The sequence below is a fragment of the Rahnella sp. BIGb0236 genome (assembly GCF_004364755.1).
Taxonomy (GTDB): Bacteria; Pseudomonadota; Gammaproteobacteria; order Enterobacterales; family Enterobacteriaceae; genus Rahnella; species Rahnella victoriana.
This window is the reverse complement of record NZ_SOAO01000005.1, coordinates 39,798-62,253: the sequence shown is the minus strand read 5'-3', so window position 1 is coordinate 62,253 and position 22,456 is coordinate 39,798. Positions and strand designations below refer to the sequence as shown.

Here is a 22,456-nt window from a genome sequence, read left to right as displayed (position 1 = left end):
ATGAAAAAAACGGAGGGAACCATGCGAATTCTACTGATTGAAGACGACAAAATGATCGGCGACGGCATCAGGGCCGGGCTGACAAAACTGGGTTTTACGCTCGACTGGTTTACCGACGGGCTGACCGGCAAGGCGGCGCTCGACAGTGCGCCTTACGATGCCGTGGTTCTCGATCTCAGCCTGCCGGGGATGGACGGCATGGCGTTGCTGCGCGAATGGCGGAAGGCCGGTCGCGATACGCCGGTGCTGATCCTGACCGCGCGCGATGCGCTGGAAGAGCGCGTCAGCGGATTGCAGGCCGGTGCCGATGATTATCTGTGTAAACCGTTCGCGCTGGTGGAAGTGGCCGCCCGATTGCAGGCGCTGATCCGCCGCCGTCACGGCGTGGTGACCCCGAAAGTAACCCATGGCGCGGTGGAATTCGATCCCGCTGCCCGCAGTGTGACGCTTCACGGCGAGACGGTGACGCTGACGCCGCGCGAAGTGACGGTGCTGGAGCTGTTTCTCAACAACAAAGGCCGCGTGCTGGCGCGAACGCTGATTCAGGAAAAACTCTACAACTGGGACGACGAGGTCAGCAGCAACGCGGTGGAAGTGCATATCCACCATCTGCGCAGCAAACTCGGCAAAGGCTTTATCCGCACCGTGCATGGCGTGGGATATACGCTGGGCGACGCACCGGCAGGAGAACCGGCGTGAGGGAACTGAGAAACCTGAGTCTGCGCCTGCGCCTGATCCTGCTGTTTTCGGCGCTGGCGCTGCTCACCTGGCTGATCGCCAGCGGTGTGGCCTGGCATCAGACCCGCAAACACATCAACGAAGTCTTTGATACCCAGCAGATGCTGTTCGCCAAACGGCTGGCGGCCACCGGTCTGGGCGACCGCCTTAACCTGCAAAAAGATGCCGAACTGCCGGACACCAAAAAAATGGTCCGCAAAGGTTCGCGCGGCCATACCGATGACGATGCGCTGACCTTTGCCATCTTCAATCTTCAGGGGCAGATGCTGCTCAATGACGGCGAAAACGGCAAGCGCATCCGCTTTGACGGTGACACGCAGGGCTTTAGCGATGCCGGGCTGCGAGGAGACGACGATGCCTGGCGCATGGTCTGGCTGACCTCGCCGGACGGACAATATCGCGTCGCCGTCGGGCAGGAGCAGGATTACCGCAATGACATGGCATGGAGTCTGGTCAGCGGCCAACTGACGCCGTGGCTGGCCTCGCTGCCGGTATTGTTACTGGCGCTGATTGTGATGGTGACCCTGGAACTGCGGCCGCTGCGCCGCGTGGCGGAAGGACTGCGTCAGCGTTCGCCTGAAGACGCCACGCCGATTGATGCCGCAAAGCTGCCCGGTGAAGTGTTGCCGCTGGCGAACGCGCTGAATTCCCTGTTTGACCGTACCCGTGAAATGCTGGTGCGCGAACGCCGGTTTACCTCGGACGCGGCGCATGAGCTGCGCAGCCCGCTGGCGGCCTTGCGGGTGCAGACGGAAGTGGTGCAGCTTTCCGGCGACGATGCCCTGATGCGCGAACATGCGCTGGAGAACCTTACCACCAGTATTGATCGCGCCACGCGGCTGGTGGATCAGTTGCTGACCCTGTCGCGTCTGGAAAGCTTTTCCCGACCGGAAGAACTGGAACGTATCGACTGGTCAATGCTGATCGCCCAAAGTCTGGCAGAGCAGGATCACCGCGCCCACCGTAAAGGCATCGAACTGCGGTTTGAAGATCAGGGCGTGCCGTTCCCGGTGCGCGGGCAATCGCTGCTGCTGTCGCTGATGGTGCGCAATCTGCTGGATAACGCCATCCGCTATTCTGCGGCCGGAACCTGCGTCACCGTGCGGCTGGACGGGCAGGGGATCACCGTGGAAGATCAGGGGCCGGGCATGAGTGATGAACATCTGGCGCGTCTGGGAGAGCGTTTTTACCGGCCACCGGGACAGGAGCAAACCGGCAGCGGATTAGGGATTTCGATCGTGCAACGGATCGCGCAGTTACATCATCTGAAGGTGGTTTATAAAAATAAGGCAGAGGGCGGACTGGAAGTGCGGGTAAGTCGCTGAGCGACTTACCATGTCGTCAGGCCATTCAGCGGAACGCGGGCAAGCAGGCTTTGCAGCGTTTCGCCATCCGGAAACACCAGTTCAGGTGCCAGATCGGCCAGCGGATACAGCATAAATTCGCGGTTTTTCATGTCGTAATGCGGCACCGTTAAACGCTCGGTGTTGATCACCTGATCGCCGTAAATCAGCATATCCAGATCCAGCGTCCGGGGTCCCCAGCGTTCAGCCTTGCGGACCCGGCCCTGATTTTGCTCAATCCCCTGTGTGCAATCGAGCAATTCTTCCGGCGGTAATAACGTATCCAGCGCCACGACGGCGTTCAGATAGTCGGGTTGATCTTGCGGCCCCAGCGGTTTACTGCGGTAAAACGGGGAGGCGGCCACAAAGCGGGTGCGCGGCAAATGTGCCAGCGCCTCCAGCGCACAGTTTACCTGGTCAAGCGGACGGGCAAGATTACTGCCCAGCGCCAGGTAAACGCGGATCATTGACCGCCGTCCTTACGCGGAGCCCGTTTACGCGGACGGCGCGTGCGTGCACGGCGCGCCGGTGCCGCATCGTCACCGAGCGTACCGAGCATGTTTTTCTGCGAAGCCGGTGTCGCTTCCTGGAACTCGCCCCACCACTGCGCCAGACTCTGCAATTCGCGGTGTTGTTCGACTTCAGCACGCAGCACCAGTAAATCATACGCCGCGCGGAACTTAGGATGTTCCATCAGCTTATGCGCACGTTTGCCCTGACGACGTGACAGACGCAGTTGCAGCGCCCAGATGTCACGCACCAGCGTGGTAATACGTTTCGGAATCGCCAGCGTACGGCATTGCTCGTCGAGCACATCGTTCATCGCCAGTGCGAATGCGTCGTAATAAGTCAGTCCGCCTTCCTGCGCCAGTTTCTGAGCGTGCTCAATCACCGGATACCACAGCATGGCCGCAAACAGGAACGCCGGATTCACGCGCTGATCGTTATGCAAACGGTGGTCGGTGTTTTTCAGCACCTGCAGCAGAATGTGTTCCATCGGGCTGTCACCCTGCTCAGTAAACTGGCGGGCAATCAGCGGGAACAACGGCTGGAACAGCTGGTATTCGCAAAGCTTTTTATAGGTTTCCAGACCGTAACCGGACTGCAACAGCTTCAGCGATTCTTCAAACAGACGTGCCGGCGGGATTTCCTGTAACAGCGTCGCCAGACGTGGGATCGGCCCGGCGGTTTCCGGACTGATGGTCATGTTCAGTTTGGCCGCGAAACGCACCGCGCGCAGCATACGCACCGGGTCTTCGCGGTAACGGGTTTCCGGATCACCGATCAGACGGATGATGCCATTTTCCAGGTCGCGCAGACCGCCGGTGTAATCGCGCACGGTAAAGTCGGCGACACCGTAATACAGGCTGTTGATGGTGAAGTCACGGCGCTGGGCGTCGTCTTCAATGGTGCCGAAAATGTTGTCGCGCAGCAGCATACCGTTCACGGCCTGCTGGGAAACGTTTTTGTCTTCGGTTTCTTCGTGCTGTTCGTGGTGACCACGGAAGGTGGCCACTTCGATAATTTCCGGGCCAAACATCACGTGAGCCAGACGGAAACGACGACCGACCAGACGGCAGTTGCGGAACAGTTTACGTACCTGATCCGGCGTGGCGTTGGTGGTGATATCAAAGTCTTTCGGTTTTTTATCCAGCAGCAAATCACGCACGCCGCCGCCGACCAGGAAGGCTTCAAAGCCAGACTTGTTCAGACGGTACAGGACTTTCAGGGCGTTTTCGCTGATATCGCGACGGGAGATGTTGTGCTCATCGCGGGGAATAATGGTCATCGCACGGGTTTCACCGGCGTAATCAAATGACGGGCGCGGTTTCTGCACATGTTCGACAGAAGAACGCGGGGCGCGCGGTTCGTTGCGCCCGGCACGCGGATCGTTATGACGATCGCCACGGGCGTCAGTGCGTTCGCCACGCGGCTGATACGGCGAGGAACGGCGGTTGTTATTGTTGCGGCGCTCACCGCGGTTCGCATTGTCTTCCCGACGGCCGCGGTTTTCACTGCGTTGTTCGTCGTCACGACGTTCAGGATTTTTTGCCTTCACATTGCCTTCGGCCACAGGAGACGGATCACGACGGGAATTCTCCTCGCGACGGGGTTCTCCTTGAAGCGCGGCGTCGTCATGAACAGCCTTTTCTTCACGAACGACTTTATCTTCACGAACTAGCACCTTACGGCAAAAATTGGCTACTCGGGTAAAAATGGTACACCTCGATAGTGACTGAAAAAATTGGCGTGACGCAAAAACAGCGGCTAATCATAGCTCACGACAGGCGCTTTGAGAATGCCGAAGTCACATCTGCTGCGCATTAGCGCGCTGACGGGGTATCTGCGACGGCGTCCAGTGCGTTGTTGCCCAGCGTAATAATAAAGGCAAAGTGTGATCCTGCCAGTTTTCCGGCAGCGTTTGACCTAAAAATTTCAGGGCGTTAACGATCACCGGTCGCGGATCGCCTTCGGGCAGCGCAGGCGCGTGATTTTGCTTGGAAAGCTTGTCGCCATGCTCATTAAGCGCCAGCGGCAAATGCAGATAGCCCGGCTGCGGATAACCCAGATGCTGATACAGCGACATCTGGCGCACGGTGGGTTCAATCAGATCCGCGCCGCGCACGATATGATTGACGCCCTGAAAATGGTCATCGACCACCACCGCCAGATTATAGGCAAACAGCCCGTCGCGGCGGCGGATAATAAAATCTTCTTCAGCCAGTCTGGCATTGGCCTGCAAATGTCCCTGAAAATCATCATCAAAACCGTATACCGGCAAGGTCTGGCGCAAGCGGATGGCGGCGTTTTGCGGTCTGAGGTTCAGGTCACGGCAGTGGCCGTCATAAGTGCCGCCGGTCTGCGCAATACGCTGGCGGGTGCAGGTGCAGTAATAGCTTTTCTGCTGCTGAAACAAGTCGTCGAGCACGGCGCGGTATGCGTCGTGGCGTCTGGATTGCCATACCACTTCGCCATCCCATTCCAGCCCGTAGCGTTCCAGCGTCGCAAGAATACGGTCAGCAGAGCCGGGGATTTCACGCGGCGGATCGATATCGTCAATACGCACCTGCCAGATGCCATTTTGCGCGCGGGCATGCAGATAACTGCCAAGGGCGGCGATCAGGGAACCAAAGTGCAGGTCACCGGAAGGTGAGGGAGCGAAACGGCCTGTGTAGTGTTGTGCTTGCGGCATAAGAATGGGGGACAGCGTTTAAAAGGGAACGCGGTGCATGACGCACCGCGTGGAACCCGGGACTTAGCCAGCCATCTGCTTTTCGCGGATTTCTGCCAGAGTCTTACAGTCGATACACAAATCAGCAGTCGGACGTGCTTCAAGACGGCGGATGCCAATCTCAACGCCACAGGAATCGCAGTAACCGAAATCCTCGTCTTCCACTTTTTTCAGTGTTTTTTCAATCTTTTTGATCAGCTTACGTTCACGGTCACGGTTACGCAGTTCGAGGCTGAATTCTTCTTCCTGAGCGGCACGGTCGACCGGATCAGGGAAGTTCGCAGCTTCGTCCTGCATGTGCGTAACGGTACGATCCACTTCATCCCTGAGCTGATTGCGCCATGCTTCAAGAATCTTTTTGAAGTGAGCCAGCTGAGCGTCGTTCATGTACTCTTCGCCCGGCTTCTCTTGGTATGGCTGCACCCCAGCAATAGCGAGAATGCTCAAGGACGACGTCTTACGGGTTTGGCCTTCTTGCATGATGCTTCTCCTACATAACACGCACTATGTTCATCCGCTTTTTATGCCGCATATGACTGCAACATGCAGGCTTCGAACATTTCGATCCCCAACGGGGGAAAAAATCAGGCCGCTATAAATAACAGAAGGCAACGAGGTTGGCAATTATTCCTCGCAGGTGCTTGACAAGCCTGTGAGGAAAAGCGTATTCGCGACCTGTTTTTTATGCCGCCGACAGGTTAATACAGGGTTATCCGTTCAATGATGTCGTCACCAGCGGTAATCTTTTTGTGAGGCGGATACCCTCAGCAGAAAGTTCAGCACCGTAGCACATCACTTCAACACCCTTCTTTTGAACATACGTCAGTAATTCGGTATAACGCGGATCAATATGGTGTGCTGCGGACACGCTTTCAATGCCTGAATGTAAAACAGCGAAGAAAAGTACCGCCCGCTGCCCCTGTTCTGCCATCGACTGTAATTCGCGTAAATGCTTCTGACCGCGCAGTGTGACTGCATCGGGAAAGAATCCCCCTTCCTGTTGCAGTAACGTGACAGATTTCACTTCAATATAGCAGTCAGGTTGATTTTCTGCCTGTAACATCAAGTCTATACGGCTGTTTTCCGCGCCATATTTTACCTCTGCGGTTAATTTACTGTAACCGGATAATTCCGCTATTCGCTGCTCAAGAATCGCCTCGCGCACCAGCTGATTTGCCCGCAGCGTATTGACGCAAATCCAGTGATTTTGCTGGGTTTCGGTCAGTTCCCAGCTGTGCGGATATTTGCGTTTGAGATTGTCGGAAGTGGAATACCAGACGGTGTCGCCCGGTGTGGCACAACCGGTCATTGCGCCAGTGTTGGCGCAGTGCAGGGTCAGTTCCGTGCCGTCGGGCGTGATCACATCCGCGAGAAAACGTTTGTAACGTTTGACCAGAGTGGCAGGTTGAAGCGCAGGCTCGAAGTGCATGAAAGTTTCCGTGTGAAATCTTTGAGTAAAATGAAGCAACGTCAGGCGGACGACGTTTCGCCCAGCGGCCAGGATTGCAGGCAGCGGTAACGGGTGCGCCCCCGCTCAAACAGGGATTCGTACAAACTGAATTCAGTGGCTTCCAGTGGCCAGCCGGGCGTGGCCGGAGGAATGGCGACCGGACGCGTCGCGCTGCGGTACAGCGACACATGCGGATGAAACGGCAGTGTACTCTGATGGCAACCGTTGCGTGCCGCGTGAGATCGCAAAACGGACGCCAGCTGCAATAAGGCGTTGGGCGCGCGCTTTGTGCCAATCCACACCACGCCGGACCCCGGCCAGTGGCCGATATCATCGAGTTGCAGGCTGAATTTCTGCCCCTGAATGCGTCCCGCCACGCGGGTCAGTGCGGCTTCTTTGATGGCGCTGATTTCCCCGAGAAACGCCAGCGTAATGTGCAGATTGGCCGCCGCGACCGGACGCCCTGTTTCCGCCGGGAAATTATCCGCACGCCATTGAATCACGTGTTTCTGCAATTTTGCAGGCAGTGATAAAGCAAAAAACAAGCGGCGTTCGGCAGACATAGCGTTTCCTGGGCAGACAAATCACGGCAACATGCCGGATGTGGGGCTAAATGCTACAATGCCCGCCGTTTAATGTTAACTCTCATGGAGAATTCATTGTCTTCTTTGCCGGTCAGCGCCGTACTCGAACCGCTTTTAGCCGCCCTGCAACAGTCACCCCAGGTCCTGCTGCTGGCACCGACCGGTGCCGGTAAATCCACCTGGTTGCCGTTGCAGTTGCTGAAACAGGCTAACCTGCCGGGCAAAATCCTGCTGCTTGAACCGCGCCGTCTGGCGGCGAAAAACGTCGCTTTCCGTCTGGCGCAACAACTGGGGGAAACGCCGGGGCAAACGGTGGGATATCGCATGCGTGCCGAAAGCAAAACCAGCAGCGCGACCCGCCTCGAAGTGGTGACGGAAGGCATTCTCACCCGCATGGTGCAGGCGGATCCGGAACTGTCCGGCGTATCGCTGGTGATCCTCGATGAATTCCATGAGCGCAGTTTGCAGGCCGATCTGGCGCTGGCGCTGTTGCTCGACGTGCAAAATGCCCTGCGTGATGATTTGAAAATCCTGATCATGTCGGCGACGCTCGACAACCTGCGTTTGTCCTCCTTGCTGCCGGATGCGCCGGTGATCGAATCCGCAGGCCGCAGTTTTCCGGTGGAGCGCCAGTACCTTTCTCTTGCCACGCACGAACGGCTGGACGAAGGCGTCGCGCGCGTGGTCAGCCGCCTGATGAGTGAAAATCACGGCTCGATGCTGCTGTTTTTACCGGGCGTGGCGGAAATCACTCGCGTGCAAAATTTACTGACCGGCAGGCTGGCGCAGGATGTCGATCTCTGCCCGCTGTACGGCGCGCTGTCGTTAGAACAGCAGCAAAAAGCCATTCAGCCTTCCCCCGCCGGACGCCGCAAAGTGGTGCTGGCGACCAACATTGCCGAAACCAGTCTGACCATCGAAGGCATCCGGCTGGTGGTCGACAGCGGTCTGGAACGCAGCGCGCAGTTTGATCCGCGCAGCGGCCTGACGCGGCTGGTGACGCAGCGCATCAGTCAGGCCTCGATGACCCAGCGCGCGGGCCGTGCCGGACGTCTGGAGCCGGGCATGTGCTGGCATTTGTTCAGCAAGGAGCAGGCGGAACGTGCCAGCGCGCAGGCGGAAGCCGAAATCCTGCAAAGCGATCTGAGCAGTTTCTGGCTGGAATTATTGCAGTGGGGCTGTCAGGATCCGGCACAACTTCAGTGGCTGGATACGCCACCGGCCGCCGCGCTGTCAGCCGCCAAAAACCTGTTACAGCAACTTGGTGCGACCGGTGCGCAGGGCAAACTCACCGCCGCCGGACAGCGTATGGCGCAACTGGGCTGTGAGCCACGGCTGGCGGCGATGCTGATATCAGCCGCTGCACAAAGCCCCGATGCGCTGGCCACGGCGGCGCTGCTCGCGGCCATGCTCGAAGAACCGCCACGCGGCGGATTGCCGGATCTGGACTACTGGTTCAGCCGTCCGCAGGGCAACTGGCAGCGGCGGGCAAAACAGCTGGCGCAGCGTACCGGTGCAAAAAGCGGTGAGCCGGATGCCTCGCTCGCGCCGTGGTTACTGGCGCGGGCATTCAGTGATCGTATTGCGCAACGCCGCGGTGAAGACGGCCGCTATTTACTGGCGAACGGACTCGGCGCCTCGCTGCCGCAGGATGACGGATTAACCCGGGCGCCGTGGCTGGTCGCGCCGCAGTTATTGCAGGGCAACAACAGCCCGGATGCCCGCATTTTGCTGGCGATGGCGCTGGACATCACACAACTGCCGTCGCGCCTGCCCGATGTCGTTAAAGAACAGACGGCGGTGGAATGGGATGAGGAAAAAGGCACGTTGCGCGCCTGGCGACGCTGGCAGATCGGACGGCTGGTGCTGAAAGCCAACCCGCTGGCAAAACCGGACGATGAGGAGCTGCAACAGGCGCTGATCGACTGGATCCGCACGCAGGGTTTACAGGCGCTGAACTGGTCGGTGGCGGCAGAACAACTGCGCGTGCGGCTTCTCTGCGCCGCAAAATGGTTGCCGGAAGCGGACTGGCCAGCGGTTGACGAGCAGGCTTTGCTCGACGGTCTGGAACGCTGGTTACAGCCTTCTTTACAGGGCGTCCGCTCGTTAAAATCGCTGCAACAGGTTGATTTACATGATGCCTTATTAAGGTTGCTGGACTGGCAACAGCGTCAGCGTCTGGACAGCGCGTTACCGACCCATTACACCGTGCCGACTGGCAGTCGTCTGCCAATCCGTTATCATGCAGACCAGCCACCGGCACTTTCAGTGAGAATGCAGGAGATGTTCGGCGAGCAACGCAGCCCGCAACTGGCGGAAGGCCGCGTTGCCGTGGTACTGGAACTGCTTTCTCCGGCACAGCGTCCGTTGCAGATCACTGCCGATCTGGCGGCGTTCTGGCAGGGCTCGTACCGTGAAGTGCAGAAAGAAATGAAAGGGCGCTATCCGAAACATCCGTGGCCGGACAATCCGGCGCAAGCGCTGCCGACGCGGCGCACCAAGAAGTCTTCAGCACCCTGATGAAATGTGCATGAAAAGCACAATTTTTCAGACATTTCTTCTGTGCGAAATCTAAAGCGGGGCACAGAGTAAGCGCCTTGCGGCCTGAATTCAGGCCAGAGAGATTATCTGTTTGAAATATCGCGTTTTTTGAATGCTAAAATGAAAATGACTCAGCTAAGCAGAATCATTATGACGAACACAGCAGCACGTTGGGAGATTGACTGATGTCTGGCGATGATCGCGAGCCGATTGGCCGTAAAGGTAAACCTGCCGGGCGCAAGCCTGCGCGGGCTCGTCCCGTTCGCCGTAGCCGTCGGGATGACGACTATGAAGAATACGAAGAGGAAATCGATGACGAGTATGAAGATGATGATGACTACGAAGAAGAACGGGAGTCGCGCATGAGCCGTAAAGCGCCGCCGCGTAAAGCGAGTAAAGGCGGCAAGAAAAGCAAGAAGCGCCGTCTGTTCTGGTTGTTAGTCAAACTGTTTGTCGTCTTCCTCATTTTGCTGGGGATTTACGCGGTTTATCTCAACAAGCAAATTCACGACCGTATTGATGGCGGTAAAGTCTGGCAACTGCCTGCGGCGGTGTATGGCCGTCAGGTCAACCTTGAGCCGGATATGTCGATCAGCAAAGCCGAAATGGTCGGCCTGCTGGAAGGCACGCAATACCGCGAAGTGACGCGCATCACCCGTCCGGGCGAGTTTACGGTGCACGCAAATTACATCGATTTGCTGCGTCGTCCGTTTGATTTCCCGGAAGGGAAAGAAGGGCAGGTGAATGCCCGTCTGATGTTTGACGGCAACAGCCTGTCAGAGATCAAAAATCTGGATAACCAGCGTGATTTCGGGCTGTTCCGCCTTGATCCGCGTCTGATCACCATGTTGCAGGCATCTAATACCAACGGTGAACAGCGTCTGTTCGTGCCGCGTTCCGGTTTCCCTGATTTGCTGGTCGATACCCTGCTGGCGACGGAAGACCGTCATTTCTATGAACACGACGGCATCAACTTCTATTCCATCGGCCGTGCGGTGCTGGCGAACCTGACCGCCGGTCATGCGGTGCAGGGCGGTTCAACGCTGACACAGCAGCTGGTGAAAAACCTGTTCCTGACCAACGAGCGTTCACTGAGCCGTAAAGCGCGTGAAGCGATTATGGCGATCCTGCTGGATGCGGATTACAGCAAAGACCGCATTCTTGAGCTGTACCTGAACGAAGTGTATCTCGGCCAGAGCGGTTCCGATCAGATCCGCGGTTTCCCGCTGGCGAGCCTGTATTACTTTGGCCGTCCGGTGAACGAACTGAGTCTGGATCAGCAGGCGTTACTGGTCGGTATGGTGAAAGGCGCGTCGCTGTATAACCCGTGGCGTAACCCGCAGATGGCGCTGCAACGCCGTAATCTGGTGCTGCGTTTGCTGGTCGAGCAGAAAGTTATCGATCAGGAACTGTATGACATGCTGAGCGCGCGTCCGCTGGGCGTACAGCCGAAGGGCGGGGTGATTTCGCCGCAACCGGCGTTTATGCAGATGGTCCGTCAGGAACTTCAGGCGAAACTGGGCGATAAAGTTCAGGACATGTCCGGGGTGAAAATCTTCACCACGCTGGATCCGATTTCTCAGGATGCGGCGGAAAAAGCGGTCGAGGAAGGCATTCCTTTACTGCGAAAGAAAAGCGGCCTGAATGACATTGAAACGGCGATGGTCATTGTTGACCGTTATACCGGCGAAGTGCGGGCGATGGTCGGCGGCGCGGAAACGCAGTTCGCGGGCTTCAACCGTGCGATGCAGGCACGCCGCCAGGTTGGCTCACTGGCGAAACCGGCGACCTATCTGACCGCGTTGTCTCAGCCGGATAAATACCGTCTGAATACCATTCTTGCCGATCAGCCGCTGACCCTGAAACTGGCGAACGGCCAGACCTGGTCGCCGAAAAACGATGACCATCAGTTCCGTGGTCAGGTGCTGCTGGTGGATGCGCTGGCGCGTTCGATGAACGTCCCGACGGTTAATCTGGGGATGGCGGTCGGGCTGGATAACATCACCAAAACGCTGATTGATTTGGGGATCCCGAAAGAATCCCTGAACCAGACGCCGTCGATGCTGCTGGGGGCGATTGCGCTGACGCCGATGGAAGTCGCGCAGGAATACCAGACCATTGCCAGCGGCGGCAACAAAGCGCCACTGTCTGCGGTGCGCTCGGTGATTGCGGAAGACGGCACGGTGCTTTATCAGAGCTTCCCGCAGGCCATCCGTGTGATCCCGTCGCAGGCGGCGTATCTGACGCTGTATGCGATGCAGCAGGTGGTGCAGGAAGGGACATCCCGCGCATTAGCTAACAAGTTCCCGAAACTGCATCTGGCGGCGAAAACCGGGACCTCCAACGAACTGCGTGACAGCTGGTTTGCCGGTATCGATGGCAATCAGGTGGCGATCACCTGGGTTGGCCGCGATAACAACGGCCCGTCTAAACTGTGGGGTTCTACCGGTGCGCTGGTGCTTTACGGACGCTATCTGGAAAACGGCACGCCTCAGCCGCTCGATCTGCAAATGCCGGAAGGCATCAATACGATGAATATTGATGGCAGCGGTAACTTTGTCTGCGGCGGCGACAGCGGCGGCTTGCTAGGTGGGAGTGGCGCGGTGCGTTCAATTCCGGTCTGGACTGATTCACCGGATGCCATGTGTCAGGCGTCAGTGAGCGCGGTTCAGCAACAGCAGCAACAACAGATGCAGCAGCAGCAACAGCAACAGCAACAACAGCAGCAATCCGGGCAACAGCCTCAGTCTCAGGATGAGAAAAAAGACAGCAACGGTGTGGCGGGCTGGATCAAGGATATGTTTGGCTCAGGCAACTGATAAACGATTGATTCAATAAACCTAAAAGGCGCAATGAGAATTGCGCCTTTTTTATTTGCCGGTCTTCATCCGAATTTACCCGTCGTAATTTACATTTCCCGCAAGCTTGTCACATTCATTCCCGTTTAATTTATAGGCGTTTTTACCCATGTTTAACATGGGGATACTTTTTATTCATTCGGACAATCTATGCATTAAATAGGCTTGCAGCCGCGTAAGCATTGAGCATAATATGCGACGGTCATAATAATAATTATCGTTTACATTCCCATTACTCCTCCAGAGATTATGCAATGGCTTCTCAACGCTCGCTTTCAAACTCAGTCCAAAAAGGCGCATTCAAGCGTCGGACGTTAGCTTTAACCATTACCGCAGCACTCAGCGCCACCGCGTTCTACGCAGGTGCCGCGACCACAGCGCCTGCCACTGAAGACACCATCAACGTGACCAGCTCGGCAATGGCCGAAGCGGCACCCGAATCTGCGTGGGGGCCGGCGGCCACTATCGCGGCAAAACACAGCGCGACCGGCACAAAAACCGACACGCCACTGGTGAAGACGCCACAATCCATTTCCGTGGTGACCCGCGAAGAAATGGACATGAAGCAACCTGTCACCGTGAAAGAAGCGCTGGGCTACACAGCCGGTGTGTTTGCCAGCCGCGGCAGCTCTAACACCATTGATGCCATGGCAATCCGTGGCTTCACTTCTGTGAACACCAACCAGTATCTCGACGGCATCAAACTTCAGGGGGATAACTACTCCGAAGTCTCGATGGATCCGTACATGCTTGAGCGTGTTGAACTGCTGCGCGGACCGTCTTCTGTCCTGTACGGCAAAAGTAACCCGGGCGGCGTTGTCAGCATGGTCAGCAAGCGTCCGACCACCGAACCGCTGAAAGAAGTGCAGTTCAAAATGGGTACAGACAACCTGTACCAGACCGGTTTTGACTTCAGCGATGCCATTGATGACGCAGGCGTGTATTCCTACCGTCTGACCGGCGTGGCGCGCAGTCAGGATGCACAGCAGGAAATGGCGAAAGAAAAACGTTATTCGATTGCGCCGTCTTTCTCATGGCGTCCTGATGATAAAACTGACTTCACCTTCCTGAGCAATTTCCAGAACGATCCGGATGCCGGATACTATGGCTGGTTGCCGCGTGAAGGCACCGTGGTGCCGTATTACGACGCCGACGGGAAAGCCCACAAGTTGCCGACCGATTTCAACGAGGGTGAAGCGGGTAACCGCATGTCCCGCACTCAGAAAATGGTCGGTTACAGCTTCGCACATCAGTTTGATGATACGTGGACGGTTCGTCAGAACCTGCGTTACACCAAACTTGATACTGAATATAAATCTGTCTATGGCTTCGGTTACCTCGGTAACGGCAACATTACGCGCAGCTATGTTCAGTCCAAAGAGAAGCTGGCGAACTTTGACGTCGATACACAGGCTCAGGCTAAATTCGGCACCGGCGATGTCGATCACACCCTGCTGGTCGGTGTTGATTACATGCGTATGCGTAACGACATTGACGCCGATTACGGCAGCGCAAGTAACCTGAATCTGGCGAATCCGCAATATGGCAACGGCAACGTGTCCCTGTACTTCCCGTATCAGATCCTTAACCGTCAGGAACAAACCGGCCTGTACGCGCAGGATCAGGCAGAATGGAACCAGTGGATCCTGACCCTCGGCGGCCGTTACGACTTCGCGAAAAGCTCAACCTACACCCGCACGGCCGACAGCGCGTCGCAGATTAATGACCAGCAGTTCACCTGGCGCGGTGGCCTGAACTACCTGTTCGACAACGGTATTTCGCCATACTTCAGTTACAGCGAATCCTTTGAACCGACCGCGGGTGCTTCCAAAGAAGGGCAACCGTTTGATCCTTCCATGGGTAAACAGTACGAAGCCGGGATCAAATACATTCCGAACGATCGTCCGATCAGCGTGACGGCAGCGGTTTACCAACTGACGAAAGACAAAAACCTGACGGCTAACCCGTCTGATGCTGCCTTCAGCGTTCAGTCCGGTGAAATTCGTTCGCGTGGTCTGGAACTGGAAGCCAAAGCGGCGGTTAACGCCAACATTAACGTGACGGCGTCTTACACCTATACCGATGCCAAATACACGCATGACACCAATTTCGAAGGCAAACGTCCTGTTGAAGTACCGGCGAATATGGCGTCTCTGTGGGCGGATTATACCTTCCACGAAACTGCGCTCAGCGGTCTGACAGTCGGTTCCGGTGTGCGTTATGTTGGTGCCAGCTCCAGCTTCTATACAGCGAACGGTGTGAATGCATCCAGAGAGAATGAAGCGTTCAACGTTTCGTCCTATACGCTGGTAGATGCCACAGTGAAATACGATCTGGGTCGCTTCGGCCTGCCTGGTTCTTCCGTGGGTCTGAACATTAACAACCTGCTGGATCGCGAATATGTCGCCAGCTGCTACCGCGATTACGCCTGTTACTGGGGTTCAGATCGTCAGGTGGTAGCCACCGCCACATTCCGTTTCTGATATCCGTCGTACTTCAGGCTGCAGATGCGTTGACGGCGTTCGTTCACCCCGGTCACTTAGTTGACTAAGCGCCCGGGGATTTGCGCACTTGTCGCCTGTCTGCAACCAGAATTACTGAGGATATCGATGGAGTCGTAAGCACCAAAATCCGGGCACGCAGGTCGTGCCCGTTTCCTGTTCTCAACCAGATGTCGACGTAGAAAATCTTATGCCTGATAACAACGTACATCCGTCTTCCCCGCTGCCAGACAGCGTCTTCCGCCTGCAGGACGTGAGTTTCAGCGTTCCGGGACGCACGCTTCTCGCGCCATTATCCCTGACCTTTGCGCAGGGCAAAGTGTGTGGCCTGATCGGTCACAACGGATCGGGGAAGTCGACGTTGTTAAAAATGCTCGGGCGGCATCAGTCCGCGACATCCGGAACGATTTATCTCAATGAAACGCCGCTGGCGCAGTGGGACAGCAAAGCCTTTGCGCGTCAGGTGGCGTACCTGCCACAGCAACTTCCTGCCGCAGAAGGCATGACCGTGCAGGAACTGGTGGCGATTGGCCGCTACCCGTGGCACGGCGCGCTCGGGCGTTTCAAACATCAGGATAAAGAAAAGGTCGAAGAAGCCATTGCGCTGGTCGGCCTTAAACCCTTCGCGCACCGTCTGGTGGACAGCCTCTCCGGCGGCGAACGTCAGCGCGCCTGGCTGGCGATGATGGTGGCGCAGGACAGCCGTTGCCTGCTGCTGGATGAGCCGACGTCTGCGCTGGATATCGCGCATCAGAAAGACGTGCTGGCGTTGATCCAGCGTCTGAGCCGTGAAAAAGGCTTAACCGTGATCGCGGTGCTGCATGACCTGAACATGGCCGCCCGTTATTGCGATCAGCTGATGGCGTTGCGCGGTGGCGAAATGATTGCACAGGGCGCGCCGGAAGAGATGATGCGCGGCGATGTGCTTGAACAAATTTATGGTATTCCGATGGGTATCCTGCCGCATCCTGCGGGTGGCGCGCCGGTGAGCTTCGTATACTGATATGTCTGATATTTCAAACTTTTCCGGATTAACCCGTCGCCGTCTGTTGCAGATGATGGCGCTTTCCCCGTTGCTGACGTCGCTGCCTGCGCTGTCGGCGTCGCGCCCCGATCTCAGCCGCATTGTTACCCTCGAATGGTTGCCCACCGAGTTGCTGATAGCACTCGGCGTGATGCCGCTGGCGATTGCCGATATCCGCAATTACAACACCTGGGTGGTTGAACCGCCGCTGGCACCGGGCGTGATTGACGTCGGTCAGCGTACTGAACCGAACATGGAACTGATCCAGCAACTGAAACCCTCGCTGCTGCTGATCACCACCGGTTACGGCCCGACCATCAGCCAGCTTGAATCCATCGCGCCGGTGCTGGGCGTTAAAGCTAACGACGGCTCGGCAAAACCGCTCAATCTGGCGATCAGTTCCCTGCATAAACTGGCCGATACCCTCGGTTTACAGGATCGTGCGGAAACGCATTTGCAGCTTTACCGCGACACTCTGGCGCAGACCCGCGAGCAACTGAAGCCCGTCGCGCAGCAGCCGTTATTGCTGATCACCTTTATCGATACGCGTCATGTGCTGGTGTTTGGTGTGGGCTGCATGTTCGATGAAGTGATGAGCGAACTCGGACTGACCAACGCCTGGCAAGGCGAAGGCAGTTTCTGGGGCAGTGTCTCGGTCGGCGTCGAGCGACTGACCAGCATTAAAAATGCCCGCGTATTGTGTTTCGAACACGACAACGCCGACATGATGGCCGCCGTCGCGAAAACGCCCCTCTGGCAATCCATGCCGTTCGTGCGCGCAAACCAGTTCAGCATCGTGCCTGCCGTGTGGTATTACGGCGCCACTTTCAGCGCGATGAATTTTTGCAAATTGTTAACCCGCACCCTGGGGAAACCCCTATGAGCCGCCGTTCGCTCAGCGTGTCGCTGATCCTTCTGATTATTCTGACGCTGGCCGCCGGTGCGCTCAGCATTTACAACCTGCATCAGCAACTGCCTTATGCGCAGTGGCGCGGCGCATTGTGGCAGCCGGATATCGATAACGTTCAGCAGATGCTTTTCCACTACAGCCTGCTGCCGCGCGTCGCCGTGGCCTTGCTGGCGGGGGCCGGACTGGGGCTGGTCGGTCTGCTGTTCCAGCAGGTTTTACGCAATCCGCTGGCGGAACCCGCGACGCTTGGCGTCTCGGCGGGCGCGCAGCTCGGCCTGACCGTCGCCACGTTGTGGGCGCTGCCGGGCGGGATGATCACTCAGCAGTTTGCCGCCATGGCCGGGGCAGTGGTCATCGGTGCGCTGGTGTTTGGTATCGCCTGGGGCAAACGTATGTCACCGGTCACGCTGATCCTCGCCGGTCTGGTGCTCGGCTTGTATTGCGGTGCGGTGAACGGCCTGATCGGCATCTTCAACTATCAGAACCTGCAAAGCCTGTACATGTGGAGCAGCGGGGCGCTGAACCAGCAGGACTGGGATGTCGCGAATTTCCTGCTGCCGCGCCTGATTATTGTCTGGCTGCTGGCGTTTCTGTTACAGCGGCCGATGACCCTGCTGGGGCTGGATGACGGCGTCGCCAAAAACCTCGGTCTCGGGCTGTCAGCGGCGCGTCTTGCTGTCCTGACGCTGGCGATCCTGATGAGTGCGCAACTGGTCAATGCGGTGGGCATCATCGGCTTTATCGGCCTGTTTGCACCGCTGCTGGCAAAAATGCTCGGCGCGCGTCGTCTGCCTGCGCGCCTTATTCTGGCACCGGTGATCGGTGCGCTGCTGTTGTGGCTCACCGATCAGGTGATGCAGTTTATCACCCCCTTCTGGATGGAAATTCCGACCGGTGCCGCCACGGCGCTGGTGGGCGCGCCGCTGCTGTTATGGTTGCTGCCGCGTCTGCGCAATAACATGACACCGCCGCCGATGGATCAGGGCGACCATGTGCCCGATGAACGTCAGCATCTGGTGCGCTGGGTGTCGCTGGCGCTCGCCGTGCTGTTCCTCGGCCTGATGGTCGCGCTGATGGCCGGACGCAACGCGACCGGCTGGAGCTGGTCAACCGGTGCCGATTTACAGGCGCTGCTGCCGTGGCGCTTACCGCGCGTGCTGGCGGCGCTGGCGGCGGGGGTGATGCTGGCCTCGTCCGGCGTGCTGATCCAGAAACTCACCGGCAACGCGATGGCCAGTCCGGAAGTGCTGGGGATCAGTTCCGGCGCGGCGACCGGCGTGGTGGTGATGATGTTTATCGTGCCGGGCGATGCGTTTGTCTGGCTGTTGCCGGCGGGCAGTGCCGGTGCGGCGCTGACGTTGCTGGTGATTATGGTCACCTCGGGATTGCGCAGTTTCTCTGCCGAACGCATGTTGCTGACCGGTATCGCGCTCAGTACCGCGTTCACCACGCTGATGACGTTATTGCTGGCGAGCGGCGATCCGCGCATGGGCGGCCTGCTGACCTGGCTCTCAGGTTCGACTTATTCTGTCACTGCCGCCACCGCGTGGCGCACGCTGGCTCTGGCTGCGGTCACCATGATGATTGTGCCGTTCTGCCGACGCTGGATTAACATCCTGCCGCTGGGCAGCGTGACGGCGAGATCGGTGGGTCTGGCGCTGACACCCACCCGGGTGGCGATCCTGTTGCTGGCGGCGGTGATGACGGCTGCCGCGACACTGACGGTCGGGCCGCTGAGTTTTGTCGGCCTGATGGCACCGCATATGGCCCGAATGATGGGGTTCCGCAGGGCAATCCCGCAGTGGATGGTCGCCAGTGTGCTTGGCGGTTTGCTGATGGTCTTTGCGGACTGGTGCGGACGGATGATCATCTTCCCGGATCAAATTCCCGCCGGTTTGCTCGCCACCTTTATCGGCGCACCGTACTTTATTTATCTGCTGAGAAAGCAGGCGAAATAGAAAGTTTCAGCGAATAAAAAAGGGAGATGTTGAGAACGGCTCTTTCTTTGGAAGTGGCTTTTTCTCCTCCCCCTTCGCAGGGGAGGGAGTTAATCGTGTTTTGCACTCAGCTGCAATAAAACCTGAACTGATTTTGGTCATGCTCCTCCCCCTGCGAAGGGGGAGGTTGGGAGGGGGGTTTAAATACAAAGCAATGAGTTAAAGCACACTTTGAATTTGGTTTTTGACCTTAATACCCCACCCCAGCCCTCCCCTTCGCAGGGGAGGGAGCTGATCGTGTTCCGCACTCAGCTGCAATAAAACCTGAACTGATTTTGGTCTTGCTCCTCCCCCTTCGCAGGGGAGGAGCCGACTTGACCAGATCTTAAAGCTTAGCGAAACAGCGACGTGCGGCGTCGATGGTGCGCTGGATGTCTTCCTGAGTATGAGCGAGAGACATAAAGCCTGCCTCAAACGCGGAAGGGGCCAGATACACGCCTTCTTCCAGCATCAGATGGAAGAACTTTTTGAAACGCTCAACGTCGCATTTCATCACATCCTGATAGCAGGTCACGGTTTCTGCGTCGGTGAAGAACAGGCCGAACATGCCGCCGACGTGGTTCACCACGAACGGAATGTTTTCTTCCTGCGCCGCCTCCAGCAAGCCTTCTGCCAGTTGGGTGGTGCGCTCCGTCAGGGTCTGATGAACGCCCGGCTGCGCGACCTGCGTCAGACAGGCGATACCCGCTGCCATGGCAATCGGGTTGCCGGAAAGCGTTCCTGCCTGATAGACAGGGCCGGTCGGTGCCAGCGCTTCCATCACGTCACGACGGCCGCCAAAGGCGCCCACCGGCATCCCGCCGCCGATGATTTTGCCCAGACAGGTCAGATCCGGCGTAACGTCGTAGTACTCCTGAGCACCGCCCAGCGCCACACGGAAACCGGTCATCACTTCGTCGATGATCAGCAGTGCGCCGAATTCATCACAAATCTTGCGCAGACCCGGCAGGAATTCCGGCAGTGGCGGCACGCAGTTCATGTTGCCCGCGACCGGCTCAACGATGATACAGGCGATGTCGTCAGGGAATTGTTCGAACGCAGCGCGGACGGAATCCAGATCGTTATACGTACAGGTCAGCGTGTGTTTGGCGAAATCTGCCGGAACGCCCGGGGAGTTCGGCTGGCCGAGGGTCAGCGCGCCGGAACCGGCTTTCACCAGCAGGCAGTCAGCGTGGCCGTGATAGCAGCCTTCGAATTTGACGATTTTATCGCGATGCGTGAAGCCGCGCGCCAGACGGATGGCACTCATCGTCGCTTCGGTGCCGGAGTTCACCATGCGCACCATGTCCATGCTGGGTACCAGACCGGTCACCAGTTCGGCCATTTTCACTTCCATCTCGGTCGGCGCGCCAAAGCTCAGGCCGCGTTCAGCCGCTTCGATCACCGCATTGCGGATGTCGGCATTGTTATGACCAAGCACCATCGGCCCCCATGAACCGACATAATCGATATAGGCTTTGCCATCGGCATCAAACAGGAAAGCGCCGTCAGCGCGCGCGATGAATAAGGGGACGCCGCCGACGCCGGAGAAGGCACGTACCGGCGAGTTAACACCGCCCGGGATTAGCGCTTGCGCCTGCGTGAACAGACTTTCTGACTTACTCATTATTCGGCTCCTGAATTGCTGGGTTCAATATGTCTCGGAAAAATTTATGCGCCCATTCTAGTGAACTGAGCGGCGTTATCAAACCGTAAACCGTACGGCATTTTGTTGCAGATCCTGTCAGGACGGCAATTTGTATGATTAAATTCATTCATCTTCCATAACCTTTTCTGTATATCCCTTTCCGTGATGAATGAATCAGACACTGAAATTTTAGCGGATGCACCGGTGCGTGGCCCCCGCAAACGCAGCGAAATCCTGCGTCTTGTACTGCGCCGTGATAAAACGCCGGTCACCATTTTGCTTGTCGCTGCCGTGGTCGGTACGGTCGCCGGTTTACTCGGCGTGGCGTTCGAGAAGGCGGTGAACTGGGTGATGGCGATCCGGCTTTCCGGGCTGGGCGTCCTCAGCGATTACTGGATCCTGCTGTGGCCGCTGACGTTTGTGTTCTCCGCCGCGCTGGCGATGGTCGGCTACTATCTGGTGCGGCGTTTTGCCCCTGAAGCGGGTGGCTCGGGCATTCCCGAAATTGAAGGTGCGCTGGAGGAGTTGCGGCCGGTGCGCTGGTGGCGGGTGATCCCGGTGAAATTCTTTGGCGGCATGGGCACGCTCGGCGCGGGTATGGTGCTGGGCAGGGAAGGGCCGACCGTACAGATGGGCGCAAACGTCGGGAAAATGATGGTGGATATTTTCCGGCTGCGCAGCGCGGAAGCGCGGCACTCTCTGTTGGCGACGGGCGCAGCAGCGGGGCTTTCTGCGGCCTTCAATGCGCCGCTGGCCGGGATCTTGTTTATCCTCGAAGAGATGCGTTTGCAGTTCCGTTACAGCCTGATCTCGATAAAAGCGGTGTTTATCGGGGTGATCATGTCGAGCATCGTTTTCCGTATTTTTAACGGCGACGGCGCAGTGATTGAAGTCGGCAGGCTGGCGAATGCGCCGCTCAATACGCTGTGGTTGTATCTGGTGTTGGGCATGGTGTTTGGTGTGGTCGGCGTCTGTTTTAACGCCCTGATTTTCCGCACGCAGGACATGTTTGCCCGCGTACATGGCGGAAATCTGCGCAAGATCCTGATTATCGGCGGCATGCTGGGCGGCTTCTGCGGCCTGCTCGGGCTGGTACATCAGGAAGTGACCGGCGGCGGTTTCGCGCTGATCCCGCTGGCGGCCGCAGGAAAATACAGCCTGATGATGCTGCTGGTGATTTTTGTTGTCCGCGTGGTGACCACGCTGCTGTGCTTTGCTTCCGGCGCGCCGGGCGGGATTTTTGCCCCGATGCTGGCGCTCGGAACATTACTCGGTACGGCTTTCGGCACGGCGGCACTGGCGTGGTTCCCGCAATACGGTATTCAGCCCGCCACCTTTGCCATCGCCGGGATGGGCGCGTTATTTGCCGCCAGTGTGCGCGCACCGCTGACCGGGATCGTGCTGGTGCTGGAGATGACCGATAATTATCAGCTGATTTTACCGATGATCATTACCTGTCTCGGCGCGACCTTGCTGGCGCAGTTTTTGGGCGGTAAGCCCTTGTATTCCGCCATATTGACCCGCACCTTACAGAAGCAGGAACGCGAGAATGCTGAAAAAGCGCAGGCAGATGTCGTCGCCGAAGGCATCAATAAGCAGGACAGCGCAGCCAAAAATGCCCATACTTGAAGCATTAACTCAGGTATAAGAT

General features: G+C 57.5%; 17 protein-coding genes. 9 read left to right on the top strand and 8 right to left on the bottom strand.

What is annotated here, in order from left to right:
• Positions 1-21: 21 nt before the first annotated feature.
• Together qseB and qseC are read left to right on the top strand one after the other, a co-directional pair.
• Complete coding sequence (gene qseB / locus EDF78_RS12000; protein WP_133823174.1) at positions 22-699, top strand: quorum sensing response regulator transcription factor QseB; 678 nt, start codon at positions 22-24, stop codon at positions 697-699.
• Between the two features lie 5 nt (positions 700-704).
• Positions 705-2,063, top strand: coding sequence for a quorum sensing histidine kinase QseC (gene qseC, locus EDF78_RS11995; RefSeq protein ID WP_165772367.1), 1,359 nt, complete (start codon positions 705-707; stop codon positions 2,061-2,063).
• 5 nt (positions 2,064-2,068) lie between these two features.
• Here qseC and folK read toward each other — a convergent pair whose 3' ends face one another.
• The 6 genes from folK to thpR form a co-directional block, all read right to left on the bottom strand.
• Positions 2,069-2,548 (bottom strand): 2-amino-4-hydroxy-6-hydroxymethyldihydropteridine diphosphokinase, encoded by a 480-nt coding sequence (folK, locus tag EDF78_RS11990; protein ID WP_095924700.1) that lies wholly within the window; start codon positions 2,546-2,548, stop codon positions 2,069-2,071.
• Entirely contained in the window at positions 2,545-3,870 is a 1,326-nt protein-coding gene (pcnB, locus tag EDF78_RS11985; protein ID WP_205948428.1) for a polynucleotide adenylyltransferase PcnB, read from the bottom strand. The genes folK and pcnB overlap by 4 nt, the downstream gene beginning before the upstream one ends.
• Before the next feature lie 519 nt (positions 3,871-4,389).
• Positions 4,390-5,274 (bottom strand): tRNA glutamyl-Q(34) synthetase GluQRS, encoded by an 885-nt coding sequence (gluQRS, locus tag EDF78_RS11980; RefSeq protein WP_133823172.1) that lies wholly within the window; start codon positions 5,272-5,274, stop codon positions 4,390-4,392.
• Between the two features lie 63 nt (positions 5,275-5,337).
• On the bottom strand, positions 5,338-5,793 hold the full coding sequence (dksA, locus tag EDF78_RS11975; protein ID WP_095924702.1) for an RNA polymerase-binding protein DksA: 456 nt from the start codon (positions 5,791-5,793) through the stop codon (positions 5,338-5,340).
• Positions 5,794-6,022: 229 nt separating this feature from the next.
• Positions 6,023-6,742 (bottom strand): DNA/RNA nuclease SfsA, encoded by a 720-nt coding sequence (gene sfsA, locus EDF78_RS11965; protein WP_095924703.1) that lies wholly within the window; start codon positions 6,740-6,742, stop codon positions 6,023-6,025.
• 41 nt (positions 6,743-6,783) lie between these two features.
• On the bottom strand, positions 6,784-7,326 hold the full coding sequence (gene thpR / locus EDF78_RS11960; RefSeq protein WP_133823171.1) for an RNA 2',3'-cyclic phosphodiesterase: 543 nt from the start codon (positions 7,324-7,326) through the stop codon (positions 6,784-6,786).
• 96 nt (positions 7,327-7,422) lie between these two features.
• On the opposite strand from thpR, the gene hrpB reads away from it, so the two are divergent.
• The 6 genes from hrpB (at position 7,423) to fhuB (ending at position 19,139) form a co-directional block, all read left to right on the top strand.
• Positions 7,423-9,867, top strand: a complete 2,445-nt coding sequence (hrpB, locus tag EDF78_RS11955; RefSeq protein WP_133823291.1) for an ATP-dependent helicase HrpB — start codon at positions 7,423-7,425, stop codon at positions 9,865-9,867.
• Between the two features lie 206 nt (positions 9,868-10,073).
• Positions 10,074-12,707, top strand: a complete 2,634-nt coding sequence (mrcB, locus tag EDF78_RS11950; RefSeq protein ID WP_133823170.1) for a bifunctional glycosyl transferase/transpeptidase — start codon at positions 10,074-10,076, stop codon at positions 12,705-12,707.
• A 293-nt stretch (positions 12,708-13,000) separates the two neighbouring features.
• Entirely contained in the window at positions 13,001-15,229 is a 2,229-nt protein-coding gene (gene fhuA / locus EDF78_RS11945) for a ferrichrome porin FhuA (RefSeq protein WP_133823169.1), read from the top strand.
• Between the two features lie 208 nt (positions 15,230-15,437).
• On the top strand, positions 15,438-16,250 hold the full coding sequence (gene fhuC / locus EDF78_RS11940; RefSeq protein WP_095924708.1) for a Fe3+-hydroxamate ABC transporter ATP-binding protein FhuC: 813 nt from the start codon (positions 15,438-15,440) through the stop codon (positions 16,248-16,250).
• 1 nt (position 16,251) lies between these two features.
• Positions 16,252-17,154, top strand: coding sequence for a Fe(3+)-hydroxamate ABC transporter substrate-binding protein FhuD (fhuD, locus tag EDF78_RS11935; RefSeq protein WP_095924709.1), 903 nt, complete (start codon positions 16,252-16,254; stop codon positions 17,152-17,154).
• Entirely contained in the window at positions 17,151-19,139 is a 1,989-nt protein-coding gene (gene fhuB, locus EDF78_RS11930) for a Fe(3+)-hydroxamate ABC transporter permease FhuB (RefSeq protein ID WP_131693865.1), read from the top strand. The genes fhuD and fhuB overlap by 4 nt, the downstream gene beginning before the upstream one ends.
• A gap of 6 nt (positions 19,140-19,145) precedes the next feature.
• Here fhuB and EDF78_RS25945 read toward each other — a convergent pair whose 3' ends face one another.
• Together EDF78_RS25945 and hemL are read right to left on the bottom strand one after the other, a co-directional pair.
• Positions 19,146-19,280, bottom strand: a complete 135-nt coding sequence (locus EDF78_RS25945) for a hypothetical protein (RefSeq protein WP_279586822.1) — start codon at positions 19,278-19,280, stop codon at positions 19,146-19,148.
• Positions 19,281-19,503: 223 nt separating this feature from the next.
• Positions 19,504-20,784 (bottom strand): glutamate-1-semialdehyde 2,1-aminomutase, encoded by a 1,281-nt coding sequence (gene hemL, locus EDF78_RS11925; protein WP_095924711.1) that lies wholly within the window; start codon positions 20,782-20,784, stop codon positions 19,504-19,506.
• Positions 20,785-20,970: 186 nt separating this feature from the next.
• Between hemL and clcA the strand changes: the two genes are divergently transcribed.
• Entirely contained in the window at positions 20,971-22,434 is a 1,464-nt protein-coding gene (clcA, locus tag EDF78_RS11920) for a H(+)/Cl(-) exchange transporter ClcA (protein WP_095924712.1), read from the top strand.
• Positions 22,435-22,456 lie beyond the last annotated feature (22 nt).